General features: G+C 70.8%; 15 protein-coding genes and 2 rRNA genes. 4 read left to right on the top strand and 13 right to left on the bottom strand.

What is annotated here, in order from left to right:
- Positions 1-13: 13 nt before the first annotated feature.
- The 3 genes from QFZ62_RS12920 to QFZ62_RS12910 form a co-directional block, all read right to left on the bottom strand.
- On the bottom strand, positions 14-1,264 hold the full coding sequence (locus QFZ62_RS12920; RefSeq protein ID WP_307506389.1) for an Nramp family divalent metal transporter: 1,251 nt from the start codon (positions 1,262-1,264) through the stop codon (positions 14-16).
- Positions 1,265-1,355: 91 nt separating this feature from the next.
- On the bottom strand, positions 1,356-2,276 hold the full coding sequence (locus QFZ62_RS12915; protein ID WP_307506386.1) for a hypothetical protein: 921 nt from the start codon (positions 2,274-2,276) through the stop codon (positions 1,356-1,358).
- A gap of 47 nt (positions 2,277-2,323) precedes the next feature.
- A complete protein-coding gene (locus tag QFZ62_RS12910) occupies positions 2,324-3,634 on the bottom strand; it encodes an MFS transporter (RefSeq protein WP_307506383.1) in 1,311 nt (436 codons plus the stop codon).
- Between the two features lie 78 nt (positions 3,635-3,712).
- Between QFZ62_RS12910 and purU the strand changes: the two genes are divergently transcribed.
- Positions 3,713-4,585, top strand: a complete 873-nt coding sequence (purU, locus tag QFZ62_RS12905) for a formyltetrahydrofolate deformylase (RefSeq protein ID WP_307506380.1) — start codon at positions 3,713-3,715, stop codon at positions 4,583-4,585.
- Between the two features lie 34 nt (positions 4,586-4,619).
- On the opposite strand, the gene QFZ62_RS12900 is transcribed toward purU, so the two are convergent.
- The 5 genes from QFZ62_RS12900 to QFZ62_RS12880 all read right to left on the bottom strand — a co-directional run bounded on the left by QFZ62_RS12900 (position 4,620) and on the right by QFZ62_RS12880 (position 15,093).
- Positions 4,620-5,474: an ABC transporter permease gene (locus QFZ62_RS12900; RefSeq protein ID WP_307506377.1), complete on the bottom strand. Its 855-nt coding sequence runs from the start codon at positions 5,472-5,474 to the stop codon at positions 4,620-4,622.
- Positions 5,471-6,526, bottom strand: coding sequence for an ATP-binding cassette domain-containing protein (locus QFZ62_RS12895; protein WP_307506374.1), 1,056 nt, complete (start codon positions 6,524-6,526; stop codon positions 5,471-5,473). Before QFZ62_RS12895 ends, QFZ62_RS12900 begins: the two co-directional genes overlap by 4 nt.
- A gap of 109 nt (positions 6,527-6,635) precedes the next feature.
- A complete protein-coding gene (locus QFZ62_RS12890; protein ID WP_307506371.1) occupies positions 6,636-10,247 on the bottom strand; it encodes a S8 family serine peptidase in 3,612 nt (1,203 codons plus the stop codon).
- 310 nt (positions 10,248-10,557) lie between these two features.
- Positions 10,558-13,620, bottom strand: a complete 3,063-nt coding sequence (locus tag QFZ62_RS12885; RefSeq protein ID WP_307506368.1) for a S8 family serine peptidase — start codon at positions 13,618-13,620, stop codon at positions 10,558-10,560.
- Positions 13,621-13,878: 258 nt separating this feature from the next.
- Positions 13,879-15,093, bottom strand: coding sequence for an NADP-dependent isocitrate dehydrogenase (locus QFZ62_RS12880; protein ID WP_307506365.1), 1,215 nt, complete (start codon positions 15,091-15,093; stop codon positions 13,879-13,881).
- 221 nt (positions 15,094-15,314) lie between these two features.
- On the opposite strand from QFZ62_RS12880, the gene QFZ62_RS12875 reads away from it, so the two are divergent.
- The 3 genes from QFZ62_RS12875 to QFZ62_RS12865 all read left to right on the top strand — a co-directional run bounded on the left by QFZ62_RS12875 (position 15,315) and on the right by QFZ62_RS12865 (position 16,729).
- Entirely contained in the window at positions 15,315-15,767 is a 453-nt protein-coding gene (locus QFZ62_RS12875) for a GNAT family N-acetyltransferase (RefSeq protein WP_307506363.1), read from the top strand.
- A gap of 3 nt (positions 15,768-15,770) precedes the next feature.
- Entirely contained in the window at positions 15,771-16,091 is a 321-nt protein-coding gene (locus QFZ62_RS12870; protein ID WP_307506359.1) for an MGMT family protein, read from the top strand.
- A gap of 119 nt (positions 16,092-16,210) precedes the next feature.
- On the top strand, positions 16,211-16,729 hold the full coding sequence (locus QFZ62_RS12865; protein ID WP_307506357.1) for a hypothetical protein: 519 nt from the start codon (positions 16,211-16,213) through the stop codon (positions 16,727-16,729).
- A 57-nt stretch (positions 16,730-16,786) separates the two neighbouring features.
- Here QFZ62_RS12865 and QFZ62_RS12860 read toward each other — a convergent pair whose 3' ends face one another.
- The 5 genes from QFZ62_RS12860 to QFZ62_RS12840 all read right to left on the bottom strand — a co-directional run bounded on the left by QFZ62_RS12860 (position 16,787) and on the right by QFZ62_RS12840 (position 26,140).
- The gene (locus QFZ62_RS12860; protein ID WP_307506355.1) at positions 16,787-18,595 is read right to left on the bottom strand and encodes an ABC transporter ATP-binding protein; all 1,809 of its coding nucleotides are present in this window, start codon (positions 18,593-18,595) and stop codon (positions 16,787-16,789) included.
- Positions 18,592-20,358 (bottom strand): ABC transporter ATP-binding protein, encoded by a 1,767-nt coding sequence (locus tag QFZ62_RS12855; RefSeq protein ID WP_307507801.1) that lies wholly within the window; start codon positions 20,356-20,358, stop codon positions 18,592-18,594. The genes QFZ62_RS12860 and QFZ62_RS12855 overlap by 4 nt, the downstream gene beginning before the upstream one ends.
- A gap of 698 nt (positions 20,359-21,056) precedes the next feature.
- Positions 21,057-22,238 carry a dimethylargininase gene (gene ddaH, locus QFZ62_RS12850; RefSeq protein WP_307506353.1) on the bottom strand — a complete coding sequence of 394 codons (1,182 nt, stop codon included), beginning with the start codon at positions 22,236-22,238 and terminating at the stop codon, positions 21,057-21,059.
- A gap of 548 nt (positions 22,239-22,786) precedes the next feature.
- Positions 22,787-22,903: ribosomal RNA gene (rrf, locus tag QFZ62_RS12845) — 5S ribosomal RNA — on the bottom strand.
- A gap of 117 nt (positions 22,904-23,020) precedes the next feature.
- Positions 23,021-26,140, bottom strand: a 23S ribosomal RNA gene (locus QFZ62_RS12840).
- Positions 26,141-26,249: the final 109 nt, after the last annotated feature.

Below are 26,249 nucleotides of genomic sequence, written 5' to 3'. Positions count from 1 at the left end.
CGGCCCCGTACGGTCAGCCCGTGACGGTGAGCACGACGAGCGCGACGTTCAGCACCACCACGAGCGAGACCGCGACCCACGCCGCGACGCGCGTGAGCGGCCGGTCGACGTGGTCGCCCATCACGCGGCGGTCGCCCGTGAGGCGGATCAGCGGCACGAGCGCGAACGGGATCCCGAGGCTCAGCACCACCTGGCTGACGACGAGCGCCGACGTCGGGTCGACGCCGATCGCGAGGATCGCCAGGGCCGGGATCAGCGTCACCACCCGCCGCGCGAGCAGCGGCACGCGCACGTGCAGCAGCCCGCCCATGATCGCCGCGCCCGCGTAGGCGCCGACCGACGTCGACGCGAGGCCGGACGCGAGGAGCCCCACCGCGAACACGACGCCCACGACCGGCCCGAGCGAGGCCGTGATGGCCGCGTGCGCGCCCTCGATCGAGTCGGTGCCGGGCACGCCGCCGAGGCTCGCGGCCGCGATGAGCAGCATGGAGATGTTGACGGCGCCGGCCACGGCGAGCGCCGTGATCACGTCCCACCGCGTCGCGCGGAGCAGCCGCCGCAGCACGCCGTCGTCCGTCTGGACCCCGTGCCGGTCGCGGCTGAGGGACGAGTGCAGGTAGACGGCGTGCGGCATGACGGTCGCGCCGAGCATGCTCGCGGCCAGCAGCACGCTGTCGGCGCCGTCGAAGCGCGGCACGAGGCCGCCCGCGATGCCGGAGGCCGACAGCGGGCTCACGACGAGGCCCGTGAGGAAGCCGACCGTGATGACGAGGAGCAGCGCGCCGATCACGAGCTCGAAGGGCCGCTGCCCGTGCCGCGACTGCACGGCGAGGAGGCCGATGGACACGAGGCCGACGATCACCCCGCCCGCCACGAGCGGGATCCCGAAGAGGAGGTGCAGCGCGATGGCCCCGCCGATGACCTCCGCGAGGTCGGTGGCCGCGGCGATCAGCTCGGCCTGCACCCAGAACGCCCGGCGGCGGGTGGTGGGCAGGCGCTGGCCGAGGAGCTCCGGCAGGCTCCGGCCGGTGACGAGCCCGAGCTTCGCCGACTGGTACTGCACGAGCACGGCGATGAGGTTCGCGGCGACGAGCACCCACACCAGCAGGTACCCGTAGCGCGCGCCGGCGGTGAGGTTGGCCGCCACGTTGCCGGGATCCACGTACGCGATGGCGGCGACGAACGCCGGGCCGAGCAGCAGGACGAGCCGGGGCCCCGTGACGGGCCGGCGCGCGCGAGCGGGCGCGGGGGCGGTGCGGGTCATGGCGGCCTCTCCGTCGAAGTGTTAGCCGAGGCTAACATTCACGGCGGCCGCCGAGAAGGGGCGGATCCGGATCCGGTGCGTCCGCCGGCGATCAGCTCGCGGGACGCGCCGGGGCGAGGAACGCGGAGTCGTCGGCCTCCTCGCCGCGGATCATGCGCACCCAGTGCGCGAGCAGGGCGGCGCCGGCCTCGTCGTGGATCAGGTCGCCCGCTGTGAGCACGGGGTACGGCGTCGCGGGGATGCCGTCGGCCGGGCGCACGTCGACGTGCGCGACCTCGTGCCCGTTCTCGTGCAGCCAGCCCGCCATCGCGTAGTCGGTGCGCGAGTCGCCGACCGTGCGCCAACGCACGGGGAGCGGTCCGCTGTCGGCGAGGAGCTCGAGGGCGCGGGCGGCACCGAGGTCCTTGCCGAGGCGGACGGACTCGACGTCGGTCGAGATGATCGTCGGGTCGACCCGCACCTGCACGCGCCCCTCGGCGTCGGGCACCTCGACGCCCTCGAGCACCGAGCCCAGCCCGTGCGCCGTGAGCATCTCGACCGCGCGCGCGTCGAGGTCCGGCTGGACCGCGAGGTAGTCGGCGGACGCGACGCTCGTGAGCTGCTCGAGCGAGACCATCGCGAGCTTCGTGGTGTCGAAGAACATCCAGTCGGCGAACCGCTCGGCGACGAGCCGCTCCATGTCGCGCATGAACGCCTCCGGCAGCGCGAGCGTCCGGTCGACGTGCACCTCCCCCGCGCCCGCGGGCGTGATCGAGAACCACGACGCGCCCTTCTCGCACACCGCGTGCACGCGCGCGCCCTCGGGCAGGCCCGCGTCGATCAGCGGGCCGACGACCTGGGCGCGGATGAAGGCGTCCGAGCGGCCCGTGTTGAACACGATCGGGACGCCGGCGGCGGCGAGCTCCACGAGGTCGGCGGCGATGCTGGGGATGGCGAGGGTGCGGGTGATCGGGCTGGCGATGGGGCCGTCGACGTCGAGGAGGAGGCCGAGGGGCGCGGGGGTCGTGGTCACGGATCCATCCTCCCGCAGGCGGGCGGGGGGAGACGGCCGGCGGCCCGTCAGCCGTCGGCGCGCGCGACGGCGCGACCGCGGGCGGCCCGGCCCGCGGATCCGACCACGAGCACGAGCGAGACCGCCATCACCAGGAGGAACGCCCCCGGGAGCGACGCGATGCCGAGTCCGTCGAGGAGCGCGCCGCCCGCGAGCGCCCCGCCGCCGATCCCGACGTTGAAGGCCGTCGTGTAGAAGGAGCTCGCGGTGTCGCGGAAGGACGGGTGCGCCGCGTGCAGCATGCGCGTCTGGAGCAGGGACGGGATCGCGCCGAACGCGAGGCCCCAGAGGAGGAAGCCGGGGATCGCGACGGCCCAGAGGCCCGGCACGAGCGCGAGGGCGGTGACCCCGAGCGCCGCGGCCGCGAGGCCGGCGAGCACGCCGAGCTGAGGGCGGCTGGAGAACACGGTGCCGGCGAGCAGGAGCCCTCCGGCGCCCGCGATCCCGTAGCCGAAGAGCATGGCGCTCAGCTGCTGCTCCGGGATCCCCATCACGCGCGTGACGAACGGGTCGACGTACGTGTAGAAGCCGTACTGGCCGATCATGATGACCATCGCCGTGAGGCACACGAACAGCACGCCGCCGACGCCCTGCCCGGCCATGCGCTGCCGCATCCCGAGGCGCGCACCCGCCGGTGCGTCCGCGGGCGCCTCCCGCTCGGGCCGACCGACCGCCGGCAGGAATCGCCAGGTGAGCAGGATCCCGAGCAGGGTGAGCACGCCGATCCCCGCGAACGCCGCCCGCCAGCCGAGGGCCTGCCCGGCCGCGGTGCCGAGCGGCACCCCGAGGACGAACGCCAGGCTGCCGCCGCCGACCGTCAGCGCGACGGCCCGGCCGATGAGCGCGGGCGGCACGAGGTGCGCCGAGTACGCGCCGACGACCGCCCAGAACAGGCCGTGCGCGAGTCCGCCGAGCACGCGCGTCGCGACGACGAGCTCGAACGTGGGCGCGAGCGCCGTGAGGAGGTTGCTCGTCGCGAAGACGGCGAGCACCGCGAGCAGCAGCGCGTGCCGCGGCACCCGGCGGGTGAGGGCCGCGAGCGGCGCGCTCGAGACCACCACGGCGACCGCGAACACCGAGACGAGGAGGCCGACGCGCGACTCCTCCACGCCGAGGTCGCCGCTCATCTCGCTGAGGAGGCCGGTGGGCAGCATCTCGCTCGTCACGCTGAGGAAGACGCACGCCGCGAGCGTGAGGATGCCGACCCACGGGAACCGGAACGCCGGGTCGGCGGGGTCGTGCGGGGGCGCCGGGGACCGCCGGCCGGCGTGCGCGGCGCGGTCGGGATCGGGCAGGAAGATGGGGGAGGTGTTCGTCATGGAGACCCACAGGACGTCGACGGCGGGAGAGCTCCCGGGGCCGGCGGGATCCGCGCAGCCAGGCAATAGCCTAGACGGATGACCGACCAGGCCACCCGGGCGCGCGCCCCGCACCGCGTCCTCAGCTTCTCCTGCGACGACCGTCCCGGCATCGTCCACGCCATCGCCGGCGCCATCGTCGAGGCGGGCGGCGACATCACCGAGTCGCAGCAGTTCTCGAGCGCCGACACGGGCCGGTTCTTCATGCGCCTCCAGATCCAGACCGCCGCCGACGACGACCGGCTGGCCGCCGCGCTCGCCGCGGTGGTGCAGCGCTACGACGCGACGTGGCACCTCGACGAGGTGGGCCGGCCGCTCCGCACGCTGGTGCTCGGATCCACCGCCGAGCACTGCGTGAACGACCTGCTCTTCCGGCAGCGCGCGGGCCAGCTGCCCGTCGAGATCCCGCTGGTGCTCAGCAACCACGGGCGCCTCGCCGACCTCGCGGGCTTCTACGGCGTGCCGTTCGAGCACGTGCCCGTCACCGACGAGGAGTCCAAGGCCGCGTTCGAGGCGCGCGTGATGCGCGCGGTCGAGGAGCACGACATCGAGCTGGTGGTGCTCGCCCGCTACATGCAGATCCTCTCCCCCGGGCTGTGCGCGGCGCTCAGCGGTCGGATCATCAACATCCACCACTCGTTCCTGCCCGGCTTCAAGGGCGCGAACCCGTACAAGCAGGCGCACGCGCGCGGAGTGAAGCTCATCGGCGCGACCGCCCACTTCGTCACGAGCGACCTCGACGAGGGCCCCATCGTGGAGCAGAACGTCGTGCGGGTGGACCACTCGCGGAGCGCCCGCGAGCTCATGGCCATCGGCCAGGACGAGGAGTCGCGCACGCTCACGCAGGCCGTGCGCTGGTTCGCGGAGCACCGCGTGCTGCTCGACGGGGCGCGGACGATCATCTTCCGCTGACGCGACGCCGACGCCGACGCCGGACCGCCCGCCGTCAGCGCGTGCTGATCGTCCGGTACTTCCGCACGGCGAGCGGCACCGCGACGACGAGGAGCACCGCCGCCCACGCGAGCGTCGTCACGATCGGGTGCTGCAGCGTCCACGCGTCCGGCTCCGGCGCGCCCGGCGGCACGTTCCCGAACAGCTGCCGCGCGGCGAGCACCACCGACGACACGGGGTTGTACTCGGCGAACACCCGCAGCGGCGTCGGCAGCGTGTCGCTCGGCACGAAGGCGTTGCTGATGAAGGTCAGCGGGAACAGCACGAGGAACGACGCGTTGTTGATCACCTCCGGGCTCCGCACGCTCATGCCGAGCAGCGCCATCACCCAGGACAGGGCGTAGGCGAACAGCAGCAGGAGCGCGACGCCCGCGAGGGCCTCGACGAGGCTCGAGCGCACGCGCCAGCCGACGACGAGCCCGGTGGCGAGCATCACGACCATGGAGAACACGTTGATGAGCAGGTCGCCGTTCGTGCGCCCCACGAGCACCGCCGACGGGCTCATCGGCAGGGTGCGGAAGCGGTCGATGATCCCGTCCTTCAGGTCGTTCGCCATCGCCGAGCCCGAGTAGGTGGAGCCGAAGACCACGGTCTGGGCGAAGATGCCCGCCATGATGAACTCCTTGTAGTCGCTGCCCGGGATGTCGATGGCGCCCGCGTAGACGAAGCTGAACAGCAGCACGAACATGATCGGCTGGATCAGCGTGAAGACGAGGATGTCCGGCAGCCGCTTGATCTTGATGAGGTTCCGACGCGTGGCGATCCACCCGTCCTCGAGCCACGTGCCGAACGTGGCGCGCGGCTCGGGACGCGGCGCGCGGGCGGCCCTGCGGCCCTCCACGGCGGTCATGCCGCGTCCGACCCCTGCGCGCGGCCGGCGGCGCGGTGCACGGCCGCGGGATCGGATCCGCCGGCTCCCGTCGCGCCCCCGTCCCCGTCCTCCTCGTTCCCGGCCGTCGCATGCCCGGTGAGCCGGAGGAACACGTCGTCGAGGGTCGGCCGTCGCATGCCCGCGTCGTGCAGCTCGATGCCCGCCGCCGTCAGCTCGCCGACCACCGCGGCGAGCGCGCGCGGGCCGTCGTCGACCTGTACGGAGAGGGTGCGGCCGTCGGAGGACACCGCGGGGATGGTCGTGCCCGCGCGCTCGAGGATCCCGCGCACGGTGGGCCCGTCCGCGTCGCGCACCAGCGCGACCTCCACCCGGTGCCCGCCGATGGAGCTCTTCAGCTCGTCCGCGGTGCCGCGCGCGATGACGGTGCCGCCGTCGATCACCGCGATGTCGTCGGCCAGGCGGTCCGCCTCCTCCAGGTACTGCGTGGTGAGCAGCACGGTCGTGCCCTCGGTGACGAGCTGGGTGATCACGTCCCAGAGGCCGAGGCGGCTGCGCGGGTCGAGGCCCGTGGTCGGCTCGTCGAGGAACAGCACGCGGGGCCGGGCGACGAGCGCGCCGGCCAGGTCGATGCGCCGCCGCATGCCGCCCGAGAACCCCTTGACGGCGCGGTCGCGCGCCTCGGTCAGGCCGAACGTGCCGATCAGCTCGTCGGCCCGCGCCCGGGAGGCGCGGCGACCGAGGTGGTACAGGCGACCCACCATGTCCAGGTTCTCGAACGCGGTGAGGTTCTCGTCGACGGCGGCGTACTGGCCGGAGACGCCGATCATCGCGCGCACCTCGGCGGGGCGGGCGAGCACGTCGACGCCGTCGACCCGGGCGGTGCCGGAGTGCGGCGCCACGAGCGTGGTGAGGACCTTCACGGCGGTGGTCTTCCCGGCGCCGTTCGGTCCGAGCAGCCCGAGGACGGTGCCCTCGGGCACGTCGAGGTCGAGGCCCGCGAGGGCGTGCACCGGCGGCGCCCCGCGCGGGTGGTAGGTCTTGACGAGCCCCTCGGCTTCGATGACGGCCATGGCGCATGGTAGCGCCGGGCATTTCCCCACGCAACGGACCCGGACGCCGAGAGGGGCGGGCGCCTTCCGGCACCCGCCCCTCCGCGGTCGATCCCCTGCGTCAGCCGGGTCAGCGGCTCACGACGAGGTACTTCGGCGAGCTGGTCCCCGCCGTGTTCGCGTCGTCGCCCGGGTAGGTCGCGACGACCGCGTAGCGGCCCTTCGCGTACGCCGGGAGCTCCACGCGGCCGGTGCCGGCCGCGTCGAGCGCCACCTCGTACGCGTCCGAGCCGACCGTCACGGTGACGGTGCCGGTGGGCGCCGCGGCGGCCGGGCTGTCGACCTTCACGGTGACGACGGCCTTCTGCGTGCTCGTCAGGACGGACGGAGTGAGGCCCACCGTGATCGTGCTGGCCTGCTTCACCCGGACGCCCGCGCTGGTCGCGGTGCCCGTGGCGCCGTCGGCGCGCGTCGCGGTGACGACCACCGTGATCTCCTTGCCGGCGACCGGGGGCGAGACCCGGAGGGTCGCCCGCGTCTGCCCGGCGAGGGGCTTCCCGTCCGCGTACCAGGCGTACGAGAACGTGAGGCCCTCGGCGTCCCACTCGCCGGTCGACGCGGTGAGCGTCTGCCCGACGGCGGGGGTGCCGGTGATGACGGGAGGCGCGGTGGCCTCCGGGGCCGGCGCCGCGCCGGACTCGACGCGCACGTACGTCGTGGCCTCGCTGCCCGCGTAGGCGACGCGGCCGAGGTACGCCGTCTCGGGAGCGAGGCCGCTCCACGAGGCGGTGTAGGTGACCGGACGGCTCTGCGTCGCGTCGATCGGGTCGGGGGTCACCGTGAAGGCGCCCTCGTCCGTCGTCGCGGAGAGGTCGAACTGCGTGACCGTGAACTCCTCGGTGCGCTGGCCCTTCGGGATCGAGAAGATCGACACCTGGACGACGTAGTCGCCGGCGACCGGGGTGTCGATGGTCACGGACTCGTCGGCCGAGGCGGTCGCCGAGTCGAACTGCTCGACGGGCTCCCCGTCCTCGAGCCGGAAGACCGACAGGTCGAGGTCGGCGGCGTCGTCGTCCGCGTCGAGGTCGATCCGCGTGGCCAGCTGGCCCTCCGGCACCGTCGTGCGGTACTGGAAGGACTCCTTGGCGGCGCCCGATCCGGTGGACGGCGACGCGGCGTCGTCCGGGTCCGGGAACGCGCGACCGGCGGTCAGTCCCTCGGCCGTGAGGTCGATCGGGCCGGTGGTGCCGGGCGTGACGGTGACGTCGACGGATCCGTCGGTGCCCTCGCCGCGCACCTCGGCCGGGGCCGCGATGCTGACGGGGTTCACCGCGATCGGGCTGCGCACGGTCGTGCCGCCGCCCGTCCAGGTGAGCGATCCGGTGGCGTACTCGTCGACCGTCGCCGTGGTGCGCGTGAACGACACCTCGAACGACTTGGTCTGGCCGGCGGCTGTGAACTCGAGCGTCTTCGGCGTGACGTCGGTGCGCACGCCCTCGAGGCCCTGGATCGACGCCGTGTACGTGCCGGGGCCCGTGGAGGTGACCTCGCGCGTCACGGTCTCGGCACCCGTGAGGGTGCCGATCGCGATGCTCGCCAGGTTGAGCTCGGAGGGGTCGACCGGGTCGGCGCCGCTGTCGTACCCGACGCCGGCGACGTAGCCGAGCCAGTCGTCGAGGTCGTTCAGGTACAGCAGGCCGGGCGACAGGTAGCGCGTCGGGTCGACGTGACCCGCGCCCTGCGTGAACGGGTCGGTGACGGGCTGGCCGTCGCCGTCCACCGTGTCGTAGGCGGTCGTCATGAGCGCGGACTTGATCTCCGAGACGGGCGCCTTCGGGTGCTCGCCGAGGTAGAGGAGCGCGAGGCCGGCGACGTGCGGGGCGGCCATCGACGTGCCGGACAGGAGGCCGTAGGTCGGCTCGCCGCCCTTCGGGTTGTTGGTCGCCGCGATGATCGCGACGCCGGGCGCCGTGACGTCGGGCTTCAGGATGTCGCTGCCGTCCGCGAGGACCGGGCCGCGCGAGCTGAAGCCGGCGACCTGGGGCGTCGGCTCCTCGATGCCCGTGGTGTTGTCGGGCACGAGGGTGACGGTCGCGCCCGGCGTGGCCGCGTAGGCCGACACCGCCGCGTACGCGTCCGCGTCGAGGTGGACCGTCGGCACCGCGTGGGTGTCGGAGTCCGTCGAGTTGGGGGTCGGGTTCACGAGCACCATGCCGATGCCGCCGGCGCGTGCGACCTCAGCCGACTTGGCGACGCGGTCGAACGTGCCGCGCTCGCACAGGATGATCTTCCCCGCGGCCTTCGCCGGGTCGAGGGATCCGGGGCCGCAGAGCGCCGGCGTGGTGGCGCCGGCCGCGGCGACGGAGGCCGCCGTGACGAAGGCGCCCGAGACGGGCTCGGTGACGGTGATCGACGCGCCCGCGAAGGCCGTGCCGTTCCCGAGCTGCGCCGTCGCCTGGAAGTTGCCCGCGACCGTGCTCGCGCCGACCGTGGTGATCCACGGCGAGGCGTTGTCGAGCGTCGAGGCGCCGGGGCCGGAGTTGCCCGCCGAGGCGGACACGAAGATGCCGGCCGCGGCGGCGCCGAGGAACGCGACGTCGGTCGCGGAGACCGTGGTCGCCGCGGATCCGCCGCCGATGGAGTAGTTGATGACGTCGACGCCGTCCGCGGTCGCCTGCTCGATGGCGGCGACGAGGTCCGCGCCCGCGCAGCCGTCGTCGTCCTGCGACGCGGGGTCGGGTCCGGACCAGCAGACCTTGTACGACGAGATCTTCGACGCGGGCGCGACGCCCGAGATCTCGCCGAGGTCGTTGCCGCCGATGGTCGCGGTCACGCCGGCGTTGCCGGCCGCGGTGGACGCGGTGTGCGAGCCGTGGCCGTCGCCGTCGCGCGGGGAGAGGTACTCGCCCGTCTTCGCCGTGCCGATGTTGCGCTTGCCGAAGCCGTCGACGTAGTAGCGCGCGCCGACGATCTTCGTGGAGCAGTCGGCTGCCGTGAACTGCGGGCCGCTCTGGCAGAGGCCGGTGAACTGCGTGCCGTCGCCCTTGTCGTAGCGGATGGTCGTGCCCTGCCGGTACGGCTCGGACCCCTTGGCGCGGCCGAGCGGCTCCCCCGCGAAGGACGGGTTCTCGGGCGCGATGCCGGTGTCGATGACGCCGATGACGGCGCCCTCGCCGGCCTTCTCCTGGCCGCCCGTCTTCGCCCAGACCCCGTCGGGTCCCGTGAGGCCGAGGAAGTCCGCGGCCGGGGTCGAGGTGGGGTGGTAGATCCGGTCGGGCTCGACGCTCGCGACGGCGCGGTCGGTCGACAGCTTCGCGGCCTGCGCGGCGGTGAGGTCGGCGGAGAACCCGTTGACCGTGAGGGAGTACGAGTAGGAGATGTCGGCGCCGACGCTGGCGGCGACCTCCTCCTGCTGCTGCTTCAGGTAGTCGGTGTACTCGACGACCGGGGCGGCCTCGGCGTCGAGCTGCGCGCCCGAGCGCGCCTGCGTCGCGGCGAGCCCGGAGACGCCGCCCTGGTAGGTCGCGGCGGCCTCGTCGGCGAGGGTCACGATGTAGCGGCCGTCCTTCAGATCGGACGCCTGCGTCGCGACGGTCGGGGCGGGGGCCGCCAGGGCACCTCCGGCTCCGAGGGTCACGAGACCGGCGGCCACGAGGGCGGTGGCGGCGACGGAGGCCGTCGCCCTGCGCAGCGATGCGGCGCGGGCGGACTCCGTGCGGAGCCGCGGGGAGCGTGGGATCACGAACACGTCCTTCGAGAGGGGATGGATGGTCGCCCGCGCCCCTTGCGACGCGCACGAATCCTCAACATACCCCGGGTATTCGCCCTGAGACAGGGCGCGTGTTACCGCCGTGTAACAGTTGCCGGACGCTCTCGGATGCCCGTCATCCCGGCCTTCTCGACCCGCGTGATCCCCGTCTCCGACCTGCCGTCGATGCCGCGCGCACAGCAGGATCCCAGGAGCCCGTCCGGGGAGATCACGGCGTCCACACGCCCGGGGACGACGGAGGGGCGGGTGCCGTCGGCACCCGCCCCTCCCCATCCCATGCGCGTCAGCCCGCGGGGCGCCCCGCCCTCGCGGGCGTCGTGACGTCGACCAGGGTGACGGCGCCGGTTCCCGCGTACGACACGACCCCGACGTACCGGGAACCCGGTGCGAGGCCGGACCACGACGCGGTGTACGTCGCCTTCCGCCCCGCCGTGACGCGGAGCTGCGCGGGCGTGACCGCGAAGGCCCCCTCCCCGCCCGAGGCGGGGACGTCGTACCGGGTCAGGTCGACGTCGGCCGTCGCCGCCGACCCCGCCACCGAGTCGGCCCGCACCGTCGCGACGTACGACCCGGCCGGGGGCGCCGGCACGACGATCCGCTCCGACGGCGACGACGTCAGCTGCACGTCCACCACCGTGCGCGTGCCGTCCGCGGCGACCCGCTCCAGCTGCAGGGCGAGGTCCGACTCGCCGTCCCGCGGGGTCGCGGCGAGCACCAGCGCCCCCTCGCCCGCGGTGACGGTGAACGGGACCTCGCGCGGCTGGCCCTCCGTGAGGGAGAGGGTCGGCCCCGTCGGCGGTCCGGACGGGTCGCGGAGCACCTGCCCCTTCGCGAGGCCGGACGCGGTCAGCCCGATCCGTCCCGTGACACCGGACGTCACCGTCACGGCGGCCTTCCCGGTGGTGCCGCTGCCCGCGACGGCCGTCGGGGCCTCGAGCTGCAGGGGGCGCACGGCGAGGGGGCTGCGGACGGTGCCCCCGGCGCCCGACCAGGTGAGCGACCCGGTCGTCCAGGCTCCCATGGACGCTCCGGCCTTGGCCGCGATGCGGACGCGGAAGGTGCGGGTCTGGCCCGGCCCCGTGAACGTCAGCCGCGCGGGGCTGACCGACACGGCGGCACCGGCCACCCCCTGCACGGACGCGGTCCACGTCCCGGCGGCCTGCGACGTCACCGTCCGCGTGACGGTCGCGCTGCCGACCAGCGAGCCGACCGCGATGCTCGGCAGGTTGAGCTGCGACACCGGCACGGCCGCCGCGGGATGCGGCAGCTCGAGCCCCGTCTGGGCGGCGTATCCCGCCCAGTCGCGCGGCCCGCTCGCGTATACGAGGCCCGGGTGGAGGTACCTGTCCGGCGCGATCTGGCCGGCGCCCTGCGCGAAGGGGTCGGTCGCGGGCCTGCCCTGCGCGTCGACCGTGTCCGTGGCGGTCGTCATCATCGCCGACTTGATCTCCGACGGCGATGCCGTCGGGTGGAGCCCGAGGTAGAGGAGCGCGAACCCCGCGATGTGCGGCGCCGCCATCGACGTGCCCGAGAGGACGGCGAAGCCCGGCTTGCCGTCGCTGTCCGCGGACGCCGCGAGGATGCCGGCACCCGGAGCCGTGATGTCGGGCTTGATGATGTCGCCGCCGTCGGACTCGTCGGGTCCGCGCGAGCTGAAGGCGGCCACCTGCGGGGCCGGGCGCTGCACGCCCGAGGTGTTGCCGGGCGTGAGCGTCGCGGTCGCGCCGACCGTCGCGGCGTACGCCACGACCGCGGGCCGGGCGTCGACGCCGAGGTGCACGGTCGGCACGGCGTGGGTGTCGAACTCCTGCGAGCCCGCCTCCACGTCGGTGAGGACCATGCCGATCCCGCCCGCGCGCCGGACCTCGGCGCTCTTGGCGCCGCGCCCCGACACGCCGCGGTCGCACTGGACGATGCGGCCCGTCACCTTCGCCGGGTCCAGGGTGCCCTCCCCGCACAGCTCCGGCGACTTCGCACCGACGACGCCGGAGACCGCGGCGCGCACGAGCGGGCCCGTGACCGCGGACGGCACCGTGATGGAGGCACCGGAGAAGCGCTCGCCGTCGCCGAGCTCCACGGTGGCCGAGTAGTTGTCCGGCACGCTGCTCGCCGCGACCGTCGTGATCCAGGGCTCGAGGTTCGCCACGGTGCCGGCGTCGGGTCCGCTGTTGCCCGCCGAGGCGGCGACGAAGACGCCGGCGCTCGCGGCGCCCAGGAGGGCCCGCTGCCACGCGTCCGTCGACTTCCCGCTGCCGCCGAGCGACATGTTGATGACGTCCGCGCCGTCGGCCGTGGCCTGGTCGATGGCCGCGATGACGTCGGATTCCTCGCACCCGTCGTCGGTCTCGACGTCCGGGTCGGGTCCCTGCCAGCAGGCCTTGTACGCGGCGATCCTCGCCGCCGGTGCGACGCCCGAGATGCTGTCGAGGACATGTCCCTCGATCGCGGCCGGGACGCCCACGTCACCCGCGGCGGTGCTGGCGGTGTGGGTGCCGTGTCCGAGCGTGTCGCGCGGGGAGCGGATCTCCTGCGGCCCGAGGGCGGCCCCGGACGCCCTCCGCCCGGCGTCGAAGTAGCGGGCGCCGATGAGCTTCGTCGAGCAGTCGGCCGCCGTGAAGCCGGGCCCGGTCTGGCAGGCCCCGTGGAAGACGCTGCCGTCGGCCTTCCGGAACGCGATGCCGGTGCCGTCGCGGTAGGGCTCGTCGCCCGGGCTCGACCGGAGGGGCCTCCCCGCGATCGACGGGTTGTCGGGGGCGATGCCGGTGTCGATGTCGGCGATCACCGTGCCCGCGCCCGCCTTGTCCGCACCTCCCGCGGCCGCCCAGAGCCCGTGGTCGCCCTCGAGGCCGAGCGCCCGCATCGCGGGCGTCGACTGGGTGTGCCTCGTCCGGTCGGGCTCGACGCTCAGGACGTCGGCCGAGCGGCCGAGCGCCCGGACCTGCGCCGCGGTCAGGGCCGCGGAGAAGCCGTTCGTCGTGAGGGAGTACTCGTGCGTGGGCGTCACGCCGATCGAGTCCGCGACCGAGCGGTGCGCCTCGGCGAGGTGGTCGGTGTAGCGCTGGACGGCATCGGACCGCGCGTCGAGGCGCGCGCCGGCGTCGACCTCCGTGCGCGGGAGCCCGTCGAGGGTCCCGTCGTAGGTGGCGGCCGGCTGGCCCTTGAGCGTGACGAGGTAGTGGCCGTCGGCGGCGTCGAGCGGGACGGCGGCCTGCGGGAGGACGGCGGCCCCGGCCGCGGAACCTCCCGCGGCGGCGAGCGCGAACGCCAGGGCGCAGGCGGTGAGGGGCCGGGCCGCGTGCAGGGCGCGCCTCCGGCCGGGCGGGATCGTCTCTCGATGGATGGGCATGGCTGTTCCCTCCTGTCACCGGCGACCGCCGGCGTCCGGATCCGCGGCGCACCACGTGCGCGGGACGGCGGAGATCGCCGTCGCGGAGTCGCGTCGATGACGCGATGGGGAGAACCGTAGGGAGGACGCGGCGCCCCGCACCCGTCCTCTGCACACCCGGGGACGGGCCCGGGCACGGAGCGGACGCAGGAGAGGCCCCCGACCGGCGTGGTCGGGGGCCTCTCGGGCGGTGCGGCGTCGTGCGCGACGCCGACGGGATCAGGCCAGGCGCGCCTGCAGGTTGTCCGCGAGCGACGCGAGGAACTCCTCGGTCGTCTGGTACGGCTGGTCGGGGCCGACGAGGAGCGCGAGGTCCTTCGTCATCTTGCCGGACTCGACCGTCGTGATGACGACGTCCTCGAGGGTGTCCGCGAACTCCTTGAGGGCGTCGTTGCCGTCGAGCTTGGCGCGGTGCGCGAGGCCCCGGGTCCAGGCGTAGATCGACGCGATGGGGTTCGTCGACGTGGGCTTGCCCTGCTGGTGCTGGCGGTAGTGGCGCGTGACCGTGCCGTGCGCAGCCTCCGCCTCGACGACCTTGCCGTCGGGCGTGGTGAGCACGCTGGTCATGAGGCCGAGCGAGCCGAAGCCCTGCGCGACGGTGTCGGACTGGACGTCGCCGTCGTAGTTCTTGCAGGCCCAGACGTAGCCGCCCTCCCACTTGAGCGACGCGGCGACCATGTCGTCGATGAGGCGGTGCTCGTAGGTGAGGCCCGCGGCGGCGAACTGGTCGGCGTACTCCGCCTGGAAGACCTCCTCGAACAGGTCCTTGAAGCGGCCGTCGTAGGCCTTGAGGATCGTGTTCTTGGTGGAGAGGTAGACGGGGTAGTTGCGGGCGAGGCCGTAGGACAGCGAGGCGCGCGCGAAGTCGCGGATCGAGTCGTCGAGGTTGTACATGCCCATCGCGACGCCGGATCCGGGGCTCTGGAACACCTCGAACTGCTGCGGCTCGGAGCCGTCCTTCGGGGTGAAGGTCATCGTGAGCGTGCCCTCGCCCTCGAAGCGGAAGTCGGTGGCGCGGTACTGGTCGCCGAACGCGTGGCGTCCGACGATGATCGGCTTGTTCCAGCCGGGGACGAGACGCGGGATGTTGCTGATGATGATGGGCTCGCGGAAGATCGTGCCGCCCAGGATGTTGCGGATGGTGCCGTTCGGCGAGCGCCACATCTTCTTGAGGCCGAACTCCTCGACGCGCGCCTCGTCGGGCGTGATCGTCGCGCACTTGACGCCCACGCCGTGGCGCTTGATGGCCTCGGCCGCGTCGATCGTGATCTGGTCGTCGGTCTCGTCGCGCTTCTCGATGCCCAGGTCGTAGTACTCGAGGTCGATGTCGAGGTACGGGTGGATGAGCGTGTCCTTGATGGACTGCCAGATGATGCGCGTCATCTCGTCGCCGTCGAGCTCGACGACGGTCCCCTCTACCTTGATCTTCTCCACGAAGTCCTCCTCATGCTCGTCGGTGCCCTCCGTCCGCGCGTCTCCGTCGGCGCGCGGCGGGTCCGGCTCGTCGCCGGTGGATCCGTCGGCCAGCCTACCCGCCGACCCCGGTCTCTCGACATCGAGAGACCGGTGGGTCGGCTGGCTCCCCGGGCCGCGGTCCGGTCCCGGCCGCCCGCGGGCTCCTGGCCGGACCGGGATCCGCCCGATACCCTGTGCCCATGAGCGACATGAGACTCGAAGAGCTGAGCGCCCGCACGATCGTGGCGGCCAACACGCTGACGCTCAAGCCGGGGCAGGAGAACTACGTCGCCCCCGTGTCGCACTCCATCGCCGAGGCGTACGTCAACCCCACCACCGCATGGCCGCGCGTCGTCATCGAGGACGAGGAGGTCGTCGGCTTCATCATGGGCAACTTCGACCCCGAGGCCCACGAGGAGATCTTCCGCAGCTGCATCTGGCGCATCAACGTCGACGCCGACGCACAGGGCCACGGCGTGGGCCGGTTCGCGGTGCTCGCCCTCGCCGACGAGGCGCGCTCGCGCGGCTTCGACCGCCTCACCGTCGTGTGGGAGCCGGGCGAGGACGGTCCGGAGGACTTCTTCACGCGCGTCGGCTTCGCGGTCATCGGCGAGACGCAGTACGGCGAGGCCATCGGCGCGCTGGCGCTCTAGCGCGTGGCCGTCTTCGCGACGCCCGGCGAGTTCACCGACCGCGTGCTCGAGGTCGTGGCCGAGATCCCGTCCGGACGGGTCATGACCTACGGCGACGTCGCCGCCGTCTTCGGTCGCCGCGGCGCGCGGGCGGTCGGAATGGTGCTGCGCTACCACGGCTCCGGGCTCCCCTGGTGGCGCGTCCTCCGCGCGGGCGGGCACCCTCCGACGGGTCTGGCGGACGAGGCGCGGCCCCGCTACGAGGCCGAGGGGACGCCGCTCGTCTCCGCCCCGACGGACGCGGGGTACCGCGTGGACCTCGAGGCGGCGCGCTGGTTCCCGTGATCCCCTGACCGTCCGGCGCGGCGCGTCCGCCTTCCGGCCGGACGCGGGTCATGCTGCGGGACCACGGGCGAGGCCTCGCGGCCGATGCGCCGGATCCGCCGCTCCGCTGGACTGGGATCATGCCCCGCAGCCTGTCCGCCCTCCCCCTCGTCGTCACGTCACCCTCCGAGCCGGGCGTCGCCGGCTCCGCCTCCGCTCGCCGGACGGGGCACCGGCCGACGGCGCGCCTCACGGCCGTCCCCGTGACCGTGCTGCTCGTGCTGGCGCTCGGCGGCTGCGGCGCGGCCAGCACCGTCGGCGGCATGACCACCCCGGCCGACGCGCGCGTCTACGCGACGGCGGCGGACGCCGAGGGCCGGATCCCGTCGTGGATCCCGGCGGACGCGACCGACGTGCGGATCAAGACGTCCCTGCGCGGCGAGGGCGCGATCCTCGCGTTCCGCTCCGCGACGCCGGCCGACCAGCTGGGCTGCGCCGCCGCACCCGCAGATGCCGCACCGGCCGGTGTGCAGGACACGTGGTGGCCGGATCCCTCCCCCGCCGCGACCATGACGTGCGGCGACGGCTGGCTGGCCGCCGCGGACGGCGACGCCGTGCGTGCGTGGCTGCCGGAGGGAGCCCCCGCGCTCGATCTCTGACGCAGACGGCCGGGCTCCCCGATCACGGGGCGCCCGGGCCGTCCGACGTCACCTGACCTAGACCAGCGACTCCCGCCAGGCGGCGTGCAGCTGGGAGAACCGGCCGGTGCCCTCGATGAGCGCCTCCGGCGTGCCGTCCTCGACGATGCGGCCCTGCTCCATGACGAGCACGCGGTCCGCGATCGCCACCGTCGAGAGGCGGTGGGCGATGATGATCGCCGTCCGGTCCGCGAGCAGCGTGGTGAGACCCTGCTGCACGAGCCGCTCGCTCGGGATGTCGAGCGAGCTCGTGGCCTCGTCGAGGATCAGCACGGCCGGGTCCGCGAGGAACGCGCGCGCGAAGGAGATCAGCTGGCGCTGGCCCGCCGACACCCGCCCGCCGCGCTTGTTCACGTCGGTGTCGTAGCCGTCCGGCAGGGACTCGATGAAGGTGTGCGCCCCCACCGCCTCGGCCGCCTCCTGGATCTCGCGCCGCGTCGCGTCGGGCTTGCCGATCGCGATGTTGTCCGCGACGGAGCCGGAGAAGAGGTACGCCTCCTGCGTGACCATCACGATGGCGCGGCGGAGGTCCTTGGGGTGCAGGTCGCGGAGGTCGATCCCGTCGAGCGCCACGCGGCCGTCCGACGGGTCGTAGAACCGGGAGATGAGCTTCGCGAGCGTCGTCTTCCCCGCTCCCGTCGACCCGACGAGGGCGATGGTCTGCCCGGCCGGCAGGTCGAGGTCGAACCGCGGCAGGATCGTCTTGCCCTTCCCGTAGCCGAACTCGACGCCCTCGAAGGACACGTGCCCCGTGGACTCCCACAGGTCGACCGGCGTGACCGGATCCGGCACGCTCGGCTCCTCCTCGAGCACGCCCGAGATCTTCTCGAGCGCGGCCGACGCCGACTGGTAGCTGTTGTAGAACATCGCCATGTCCTGCGCCGGGCCGAAGAACTGCCGCGTGTAGAGCACGACGGCGAGCAGCGCGCCGATGCCGAGCTGCCCGTCGGCGACGCGGAGGCCGCCGACCAGGAGCACCACGGCGACCGTGACGTTGCCGATGAGGACGAGGCCCGGGTCGAACACGCCGAACACCTGGATCACGCGCATGTTGGTGTCGCGGTACCCCTCGACGTGCTCGGCGAACTCCTCCGCGTTGCGCTTCTCCTTGCGGAACGCCTTCACCGCGCGGATGCCCGTCATCGTCTCGACGAAGTGGACGATCAGCCGGGCCGACTTCACGCGCGTCTGCCGGAACAGCGCCTGCGACTTCACCGCGAACCAGAGGCTCAGGAAGAACAGCGGCACCAGCGCGGCGAGCAGCACGAGGCCGGACACCCAGTCGAAGGAGAACAGCGCGATGGCGGTGAAGGCCATGTAGAGCGCACCCTGCACGAGCTGGTTGATGCCGCCGTTGAGGAGCTCCCGGATCGAATCGAGGTCGCTCGTCTGGCGGGAGATGATCCGGCCGGACGTGTACGTCTCGTGGAACTCCAGGCTCAGCTTCTGCGTGTGCAGGAACATGCGCTTGCGGAGGTCGATGAGGATCTCCTGCGCGATGCGCGCGGACATCACCTGGTACTTGGCGACGAGCACCGCGCCCGTCACCGCGACCAGGACGTACGCCCCGATCACGAGCGCGAGCCCGGTGGGGTCGTCCGTCTCGAGCAGCGCCGGCAGGGCACGGTCGAGGCCGATCCCGATGAGCGCGGGCCCCGCGACGTTCGCGGCGGTGGCGACGAGGATCGTCGCGGCCGTGAGGATCAGCGTCTGCTTGACGGGCTGGATGGTGCTGACGAGCAGCCGCGTCGACCGCCGGCGGATCTCCTTGCTCTCGGCGCGGGAGAAGTCGTCCCTCTCCTCGCCGGTGACCCCGGTGACGCTCATGCTGAGGCCTCCTCGCGCACGGTGTTCCCTTCCACGTCCAGGCTCGAGATGACGAACCGGTAGTGCTCGCTCGTGGCGAGCAGATCGGAGTGCCGGCCGACCGCGGTGATGCGGCCGTCCTGCATGAGCGCCACCCGGTCCGCGAGCATCACGGTCGAGGGGCGGTGCGCGACGATGAGCGCGGTGGTGGAGGCGAGCACGCGGCGCAGCGCCGCCTCGACGAGCGCCTCCGTGTCGACGTCGAGCGCGGAGAGCGGGTCGTCGAGGACCAGCACGTCCGGCGCCGCGGCGACGGCGCGCGCGAGGGCGAGCCGCTGGCGCTGGCCGCCGGAGAGGCTGAGCCCCTCCTCGCCGACGGTGGTGTCGACGCCGTCGGGGAGGTCGCGGACGAAGCCGGCCTGCGCGATGTCGAGCGCCTCCTGGAGCACGCGCTCCGCCTCGGGCCCGCCGGCCGCGAGCTCGGGACGGCCGAGCAGCACGTTGTCGCGGACGCTCGAGGAGAACAGGGTCGCGTCCTCGAAGGCCATGGCGACCCGGCTCCGCAGCTCCTCGAGCCGCAGGTCGCGGATGTCCACGCCGTCGAGCTCGACGCTGCCGCCCGTCACGTCGTACAGCCGGGTCGTGAGCGCCGTCAGCGTCGACTTGCCGCAGCCGGTGATCCCGACGAGCGCCATGGTCTCCCCCGGCTGGAGGTCGAGGTCCACGCCGTCGATGAGGTCGGGCTGACCCGCGACGGCGTCCTGGTAGCGGAAGTGCGCGCCCCGGAAGACGAGGTGGCCGCGGGGCTCGCCGATGCGCGTCGGCGTCGCCGGGTCCGTGATCGCGTCGTCCTCGTCCATCACCTCGAAGTAGCGGTCGACGGCGGTGCGCGCGTCGAAGGTCATGGAGAGCAGGAACCCGACCGACTCGATCGGCCAGCGCAGCACCGCCGCCGTCGCGAAGAAGGCCACGAGGTCGCCCACGGAGATCTCCCCGCCGAACGCCAGCAGCACGCCGCCGAGCAGGGCCAGGGCGAACGTGAGGTCGGGCACCAGCAGCAGCCACAGCCAGATGCCGGCGATCGCCTTCGCCTTCTTGATCTCCGTGCCGCGCAGCTCCTCGGCCTGCTCGGCGAACGCGTCGTGCATGTGCTTGCCGCGGCCGAACGCCTTGAGCACGCGGATCCCGTGCACCGACTGCTCGACGCTCGTGGCGAGGTCGCCGGACTGGTCCTGGCTGAGCCGCGCGACCGAGGAGTACTTCTGCTCGAACAGGTAGCCGTACACCCACAGCGGGATGGAGCAGACGAGGAACCCGAGCCCCAGGCGCCAGTCGATGGCGACGAGGAAGCCGATCCCCACGAGGATCGTGAGGATGTTGACGATGAACAGGACGAGGCCGAACGCCATCCAGCGACGGATGAGGTTGAGGTCGCTGACCATGCGCGAGAGCAGCTGCCCGCTCTGCCACCGGTCGTGGAACGCGACCGGCAGCCGCTGCAGCTTCCGGTAGAACGAGTTCCGCATGTCCGCCTCCATGAGCGTGCCCGGCTTCAGCACGAACCAGCGGCGGAGCGCGATCATCACGGCCTCGAGGACCCCGAGGCCCAGGATGAGGAGCACGGCGGGCACGACGGCGGCGGAGTCGCCGTCGCCGAGCGGCCCGTCCACGAGTCCGCGCAGGACCTGCGGGATCACGAGCGACAGCAGCGACCCGATGAGCGCGACCACCATGCCCGCGATGATGCTGGGCATGGCAGGGCGGGCGAACGGCAGCAGCCGCATCAGCACCCGGATGGTGCCGGGCCGCGGACCGTGACGGTCGGACGGCGCCTGCTCAGGCGATTCGGACGGGGAGGTGGACACGTGTCATTCCTTCTGTAGTCCCGGCCGATGCGCGGCCGGACGTGCTCTGCGGCCGCGGGCGTCGGGACGCACGCGGCGGAGGATCGGGTGGGTGGTCGGGAGCGGAGACGGCCGGCCGGAGGGCGGGCGTCGATGCGGACGGCCGGTGTTCGGTCCCCGGGACGGAGGCCGACGGGCGGCCGACGGGCGGCCGGAGGCCGGCGGCCGGACCGACCACCGGGGAGGAGCGCGAGCATCGCGTCCGGCTCCGGGGGCGACGCCGCCCCCGGGTGCGGATGCCGCGAGGCCGCGCGCTCATGCGCGGATGCTGCAGTCGGCGCCGAGGATGAGAGGCGCCGGACCCGCCCGCCGCGCTAGCGGATCGAGGTGGGAGACGCAGGGACGATGCGCCGACGGTCGGCACCGATCCGGTTCGAGGCCGTGCGTGCGTCTGTCGTCGATGTCGTGGTCATGACATCCTCCCTGGCTGCGTATGCGATTCACGTGGGCCGCACCGGGATGACCACGTCAGTGGCCGCTCCGAGCAGCCTTTCAGGATACGGAGCGGAGCGGTACGCGCACAAGAGCCCGGCGCGCATCCGTGGATGCGCGCCGGGCTCGTCGTGGGGCGAGGGGCGTCAGCCGATGCGCACGGAGAGGCAGGTGACGCAGCCCTCGAGCTTCTCGAACTCGCTGATGTCGACGGTGACGACCTCGTAGCCGAGCCCCCGGAGGAGCTCGGCGGTGCGGGGGGCCGCGGCCGACAGCAGCAGCGTGTCCGGATCGAGCGCCACGACCGCGGTCCCCTCCGCCTCGGGGACGGCGAGGAACGACGGGAACACCCGCGGCTCGTCGACGAGCGGCTCGTAGCCGATCACGGTGCCGTCGGGCAGCGCGGTCACCTGCGACTTGAGGTGCAGCGTGCGACTGACGGGGACGCCCACGACGGAGTACCCCAGGGGACGGGCGATCTCGCGCAATCGCCGGATCCCCGCGGCGTTGGTGCGGCTGCTCGCGCCGACGTAGATCGTGCGCCCGACCTCGAGCACGTCGCCGCCGTCGATGGTGGCCGGCAGGTCGATGGACGCCACGGTGAGGTCCATGTCCTCGAGCGCACGCTCCACCCCGGTGCGCTCGCCCCGGCGCGAGTCGGCTCCGGAGGTGAGGAGGACCGCCGTCCCGCCGAGCACGAGCACCGCGTCCTCGACGAACACCGAGTCGGGGTGGTCGTCCGCCGGCGGGACCTCGCGGGTCGACCAGCCGTGCTCCTCGAAGGCGAGGACATAGCGCTCCCACTGCTGGTCGGCGAGGTCGGCGTCGAGCGGACGCCGCTCGAGGTGCGTGAGCTCCCCCTCCGCCAGACGGGAGGACGGGATGCGCACCAGTGCCACGCGCTCCCGCGCGGTCTCATCGGTGACGCCGACGAGTCGCCGCCAGATGCGACGACCGAGGAGCACGGAGGCGAGGGACACGCCCAGCACGAACATGAGGTTCAGCCCCAGGAGCGTCTCGAGCAGCGGGCCGACGATGTCGCCCGTCACCGTGGCGCCCTGCCCCAGCGCCCCGACGAGACTCCCCACGAGGGCGCCGACGACCGCCGCGGCGATCGACCCGACGATGGTCGTCCACAGACGGCGGTACATCCCCGTCCCCGCGAGGGCGGCGAGGAGCACGAACGCGACCAGGGTGTGGACGGTCCAGTAGTCGAGCAGCGTGACCAGGACAGCGGCACCGGGCTGGTTGGCGCTGAACAGGGCAAGGACGCTGAAGAGGAGCCCGAGGATCGCGGCGACCCCTGCGGCTACGAGCGCGGCGGACACCGCACGCCCGAGGGGCGTGCCCGCAGAGGCGCGAGGCGTCGACCGCGGTGGGGCCGTCGTGGGCGCCGAAGGGCGGCCCGCCGGCGAAACAATGGCGGCCTTCTCGTCGGACTGGTCGGATGCGCGGTCGTTCTCACGGGGATCGGTCACGACCCACGACCATAACGGGCGGGCTGATGAACGCGATGTGAGGGCGCTGACAGGGGGAAGCGGTGTCGGCCAGCGGCACCGGTGCCACCGATGGCTGGTCTGCCACCGAACTCGACCTGCCCCCTCCCCTGGGAGGACCCTTGCGCATCGACGTCCGTGGGTGGCTCAAGGGGAATGCGCGCACAGCCACTCGCGCGAAAGCCGGTCCCCCTGCCGGCCGCCGCATGACGCCCCGCGCGCCGAACACCGGGCCGCAGCAGGCACCGCGCACTACCTCGCACCGCGTGCCAGGCACGTCGACGTCAGACGGCGGACGGCTGGGATCTCGCGTCGTGCGTGTTAACGCAGAAAGGCCCGCCGCACAAAGTGCGACGGGCCTCCCCGATCAAACAAGTAAAGTCCGGCGGTGTCCTACTCTCCCACAGGGTCCCCCCTGCAGTACCATCGGCGCTGAGAGTCTTAGCTTCCGGGTTCGGAATGTAACCGGGCGTTTCCCTCTCGCTATGGCCACCGAAACACCTCATACACACCCCACAGGGGCATGAAATCTGTGATGAATCGACCAGTCAAGCTGGTTGTTCAATTGATACCCGACCGTATATCGGGAACCACATAGTGGACGCAAGCAAAGTGTTTTCAAGATATCGGCTTATTAGTACAGGTCAGCTCCACGAGTCTTTAGTCCTCGCTTCCACATCCTGCCTATCAACCCGGTAGTCTAGCCGGGAGCCTTCACCCTAAAAGGGATGGAAATCTCATCTCGAAGCCGGCTTCCCGCTTAGATGCTTTCAGCGGTTATCCGTTCCGAACGTAGCTAATCAGCGGTGCTCCTGGCGGAACAACTGACACACCAGAGGTTCGTCCATCCCGGTCCTCTCGTACTAGGGATAGATCTTCTCAAATTTCCTACGCGCGCAGCGGATAGGGACCGAACTGTCTCACGACGTTCTAAACCCAGCTCGCGTACCGCTTTAATGGGCGAACAGCCCAACCCTTGGGACCTACTCCAGCCCCAGGATGCGACGAGCCGACATCGAGGTGCCAAACCATGCCGTCGATATGGACTCTTGGGCAAGATCAGCCTGTTATCCCCGAGGTACCTTTTATCCGTTGAGCGACAGCGCTTCCACAAGCCACTGCCGGATCACTAGTCCCGACTTTCGTCCCTGCTCGACTTGTCAGTCTCACAGTCAAGCTCCCTTGTGCACTTACACTCGACACCTGATTACCAACCAGGTTGAGGGAACCTTTGGGCGCCTCCGTTACTTTTTAGGAGGCAACCGCCCCAGTTAAACTACCCACCAGGCACTGTCCCTGAACCGGATTACGGTTCGAAGTTAGATATCCAGAGTGACCAGAGTGGTATTTCAACAATGACTCCACCCGAACTAGCGTCCGAGCTTCAAAGTCTCCCACCTATCCTACACAAGCCACACCGAACACCAATACCAAGCTGTAGTAAAGGTCACGGGGTCTTTCCGTCCTGCTGCGCGTAACGAGCATCTTTACTCGTAGTGCAATTTCGCCGAGTTCGCGGTTGAGACAGCTGGGAAGTCGTTACGCCATTCGTGCAGGTCGGAACTTACCCGACAAGGAATTTCGCTACCTTAGGATGGTTATAGTTACCACCGCCGTTTACTGGGGCTTAAATTCTCAGCTTCGCACTTGCGTGCTAACCGTTCCTCTTAACCTTCCAGCACCGGGCAGGCGTCAGTCCGTATACATCGTCTTGCGACTTAGCACGGACCTGTGTTTTTAGTAAACAGTCGCTTCCCACTGGTCTCTGCGGCCTTCAAACGCTTCAGGAGTAAATCCCTACACGCCTCAGGCCCCCCTTCTCCCGAAGTTACGGGGGCATTTTGCCGAGTTCCTTAACCACGATTCTCTCGATCTCCTTAGTATTCTCTACCTGACCACCTGAGTCGGTTTGGGGTACGGGCGATTGGAACCTCGCGTCGATGCTTTTCTCGGCAGCATAGGATCACTGATTTCGTCCGTGAGGACTACCCATCGGGTCTCAGGCTTAATAGAAGACGGATTTGCCTATCTTCTGCCCTACATCCTTAGACCGGGACTACCATCGCCCGGCTCAGCTACCTTCCTGCGTCACACCTGTTAATACGCTAAACGCACCAGCGTAGGGTCGTGTGCTAGGCCAAGACCGTCACCCCGAAGGGATCGAATCAAGGATTCAGACACTTAGCATTACTGGGTTGTCTTGGGCGGTTCTTCATCGGTACGGGAATATCAACCCGTTGTCCATCGACTACGCCTGTCGGCCTCGCCTTAGGTCCCGACTTACCCAGGGCGGATTAGCCTGGCCCTGGAACCCTTGGTCTTTCGGAGGACGGGTTTCTCACCCGTCTTTCGCTACTCATGCCTGCATTCTCACTCGTGTGGCCTCCACGGCTGGTTCACACCGCCGCTTCGCTGGCCACACGACGCTCTCCTACCCATCCATACGGCTGGACCACGAAGGCCTGCCTATAATATAAATGCCACAACTTCGGTGGCGTGCTTGAGCCCCGTTACATTGTCGGCGCGGAATCACTTGACCAGTGAGCTATTACGCACTCTTTCAAGGGTGGCTGCTTCTAAGCCAACCTCCTGGTTGTCTATGCAACTCCACATCCTTTCCCACTTAGCACGCGCTTAGGGACCTTAGATGGTGGTCTGGGTTGTTTCCCTCTCGACGATGAAGCTTATCCCCCACCGTCTCACTGCTGCGCTCTCACTTACCGGCATTCGGAGTTTGGCTGAAGTCAGTAACCTTTTGGGGCCCATCGTCCATCCAGTAGCTCTACCTCCGGCAAGAAACACGCAACGCTGCACCTAAATGCATTTCGGAGAGAACCAGCTATCACGAAGTTTGATTGGCCTTTCACCCCTATCCACAGCTCATCCCCTCCATTTTCAACTGAAGTGGGTTCGGTCCTCCACGACGTCTTACCGTCGCTTCAACCTGGCCATGGATAGATCACTTCGCTTCGGGTCTAGAACATGCGACTCATACGCCCTATTAAGACTCGCTTTCGCTACGGCTGCCCCTCACGGGTTAACCTCGCCACATATCACTAACTCGCAGGCTCATTCTTCAAAAGGCACGCTGTCACACCAACAAGGGTGCTCCAACGGTTTGTAAGCAAACGGTTTCAGGTACTATTTCACTCCCCTCCCGGGGTACTTTTCACCTTTCCCTCACGGTACTTGTCCGCTATCGGTCATCTGGGAGTATTTAGGCTTATCAGGTGGTCCTGACAGATTCACACGGGATTTCTCGGGCCCCGTGCTACTTGGGATACTCTCCGGACAGGCGACGACATTTCGACTACGGGGTTCGCACCCTCTATGACTGGCCTTTCAAGACCATTCGTCTATATCGCGCTCATTGCCCTCACAGCTCGGTAGAACTGTACGGAAAGTCCCGCAACCCCGACCATGCAACTCCTACCGGATATCACACATGATCGGTTTGGCCTCTTCCGGTTTCGCTCGCCACTACTAACGGAATCGCTTTTGCTTTCTCTTCCTGTGGGTACTGAGATGTTTCACTTCCCCACGTTCCCTCTACCCGCCCTATATATTCAGGCGGGAGTCACCAGGTCACCCAAAGGGCCTGGCGGGGTTTCCCCATTCGGAGATCCTCGGATCAAAGCTCTATTATCAGCTCCCCGAGGCTTATCGCAGATTTATACGTCCTTCTTCGGCTCCAGATGCCAAGGCATCCACCGTTTGCTCTTAGAATCTTGAAATCACATGAGATTGAATCGTTTCGCCTCCCCTAGAGGAGACAGAATTGACCAATGATCTATAAATAGATCTTTGTGATCCACCGGAAAACCGGTGAATCTAAGATGCTCG

The sequence above is a fragment of the Clavibacter sp. B3I6 genome, assembly GCF_030816895.1.
Lineage (GTDB): Bacteria > Actinomycetota > Actinomycetes > Actinomycetales > Microbacteriaceae > Clavibacter.
This window is presented reverse-complemented; position numbering and strand designations above follow the sequence as displayed.

Coding starts and splice junctions, on each gene's coding strand:
- QFZ62_RS12920 (WP_307506389.1), bottom strand. CDS start 1,264: ATGACCCGCACCGCCCCCGCGCCCGCTCGCGCGCGCCGGCCCGTCACG.
- QFZ62_RS12910 (WP_307506383.1), bottom strand. CDS start 3,634: ATGACGAACACCTCCCCCATCTTCCTGCCCGATCCCGACCGCGCCGCG.
- purU (WP_307506380.1), top strand. CDS start 3,713: ATGACCGACCAGGCCACCCGGGCGCGCGCCCCGCACCGCGTCCTCAGC.
- QFZ62_RS12900 (WP_307506377.1), bottom strand. CDS start 5,474: ATGACCGCCGTGGAGGGCCGCAGGGCCGCCCGCGCGCCGCGTCCCGAG.
- QFZ62_RS12895 (WP_307506374.1), bottom strand. CDS start 6,526: ATGGCCGTCATCGAAGCCGAGGGGCTCGTCAAGACCTACCACCCGCGC.
- QFZ62_RS12885 (WP_307506368.1), bottom strand. CDS start 13,620: ATGCCCATCCATCGAGAGACGATCCCGCCCGGCCGGAGGCGCGCCCTG.
- QFZ62_RS12875 (WP_307506363.1), top strand. CDS start 15,315: ATGAGCGACATGAGACTCGAAGAGCTGAGCGCCCGCACGATCGTGGCG.
- QFZ62_RS12865 (WP_307506357.1), top strand. CDS start 16,211: ATGCCCCGCAGCCTGTCCGCCCTCCCCCTCGTCGTCACGTCACCCTCC.
- QFZ62_RS12860 (WP_307506355.1), bottom strand. CDS start 18,595: ATGAGCGTCACCGGGGTCACCGGCGAGGAGAGGGACGACTTCTCCCGC.
- QFZ62_RS12855 (WP_307507801.1), bottom strand. CDS start 20,358: ATGCGGCTGCTGCCGTTCGCCCGCCCTGCCATGCCCAGCATCATCGCG.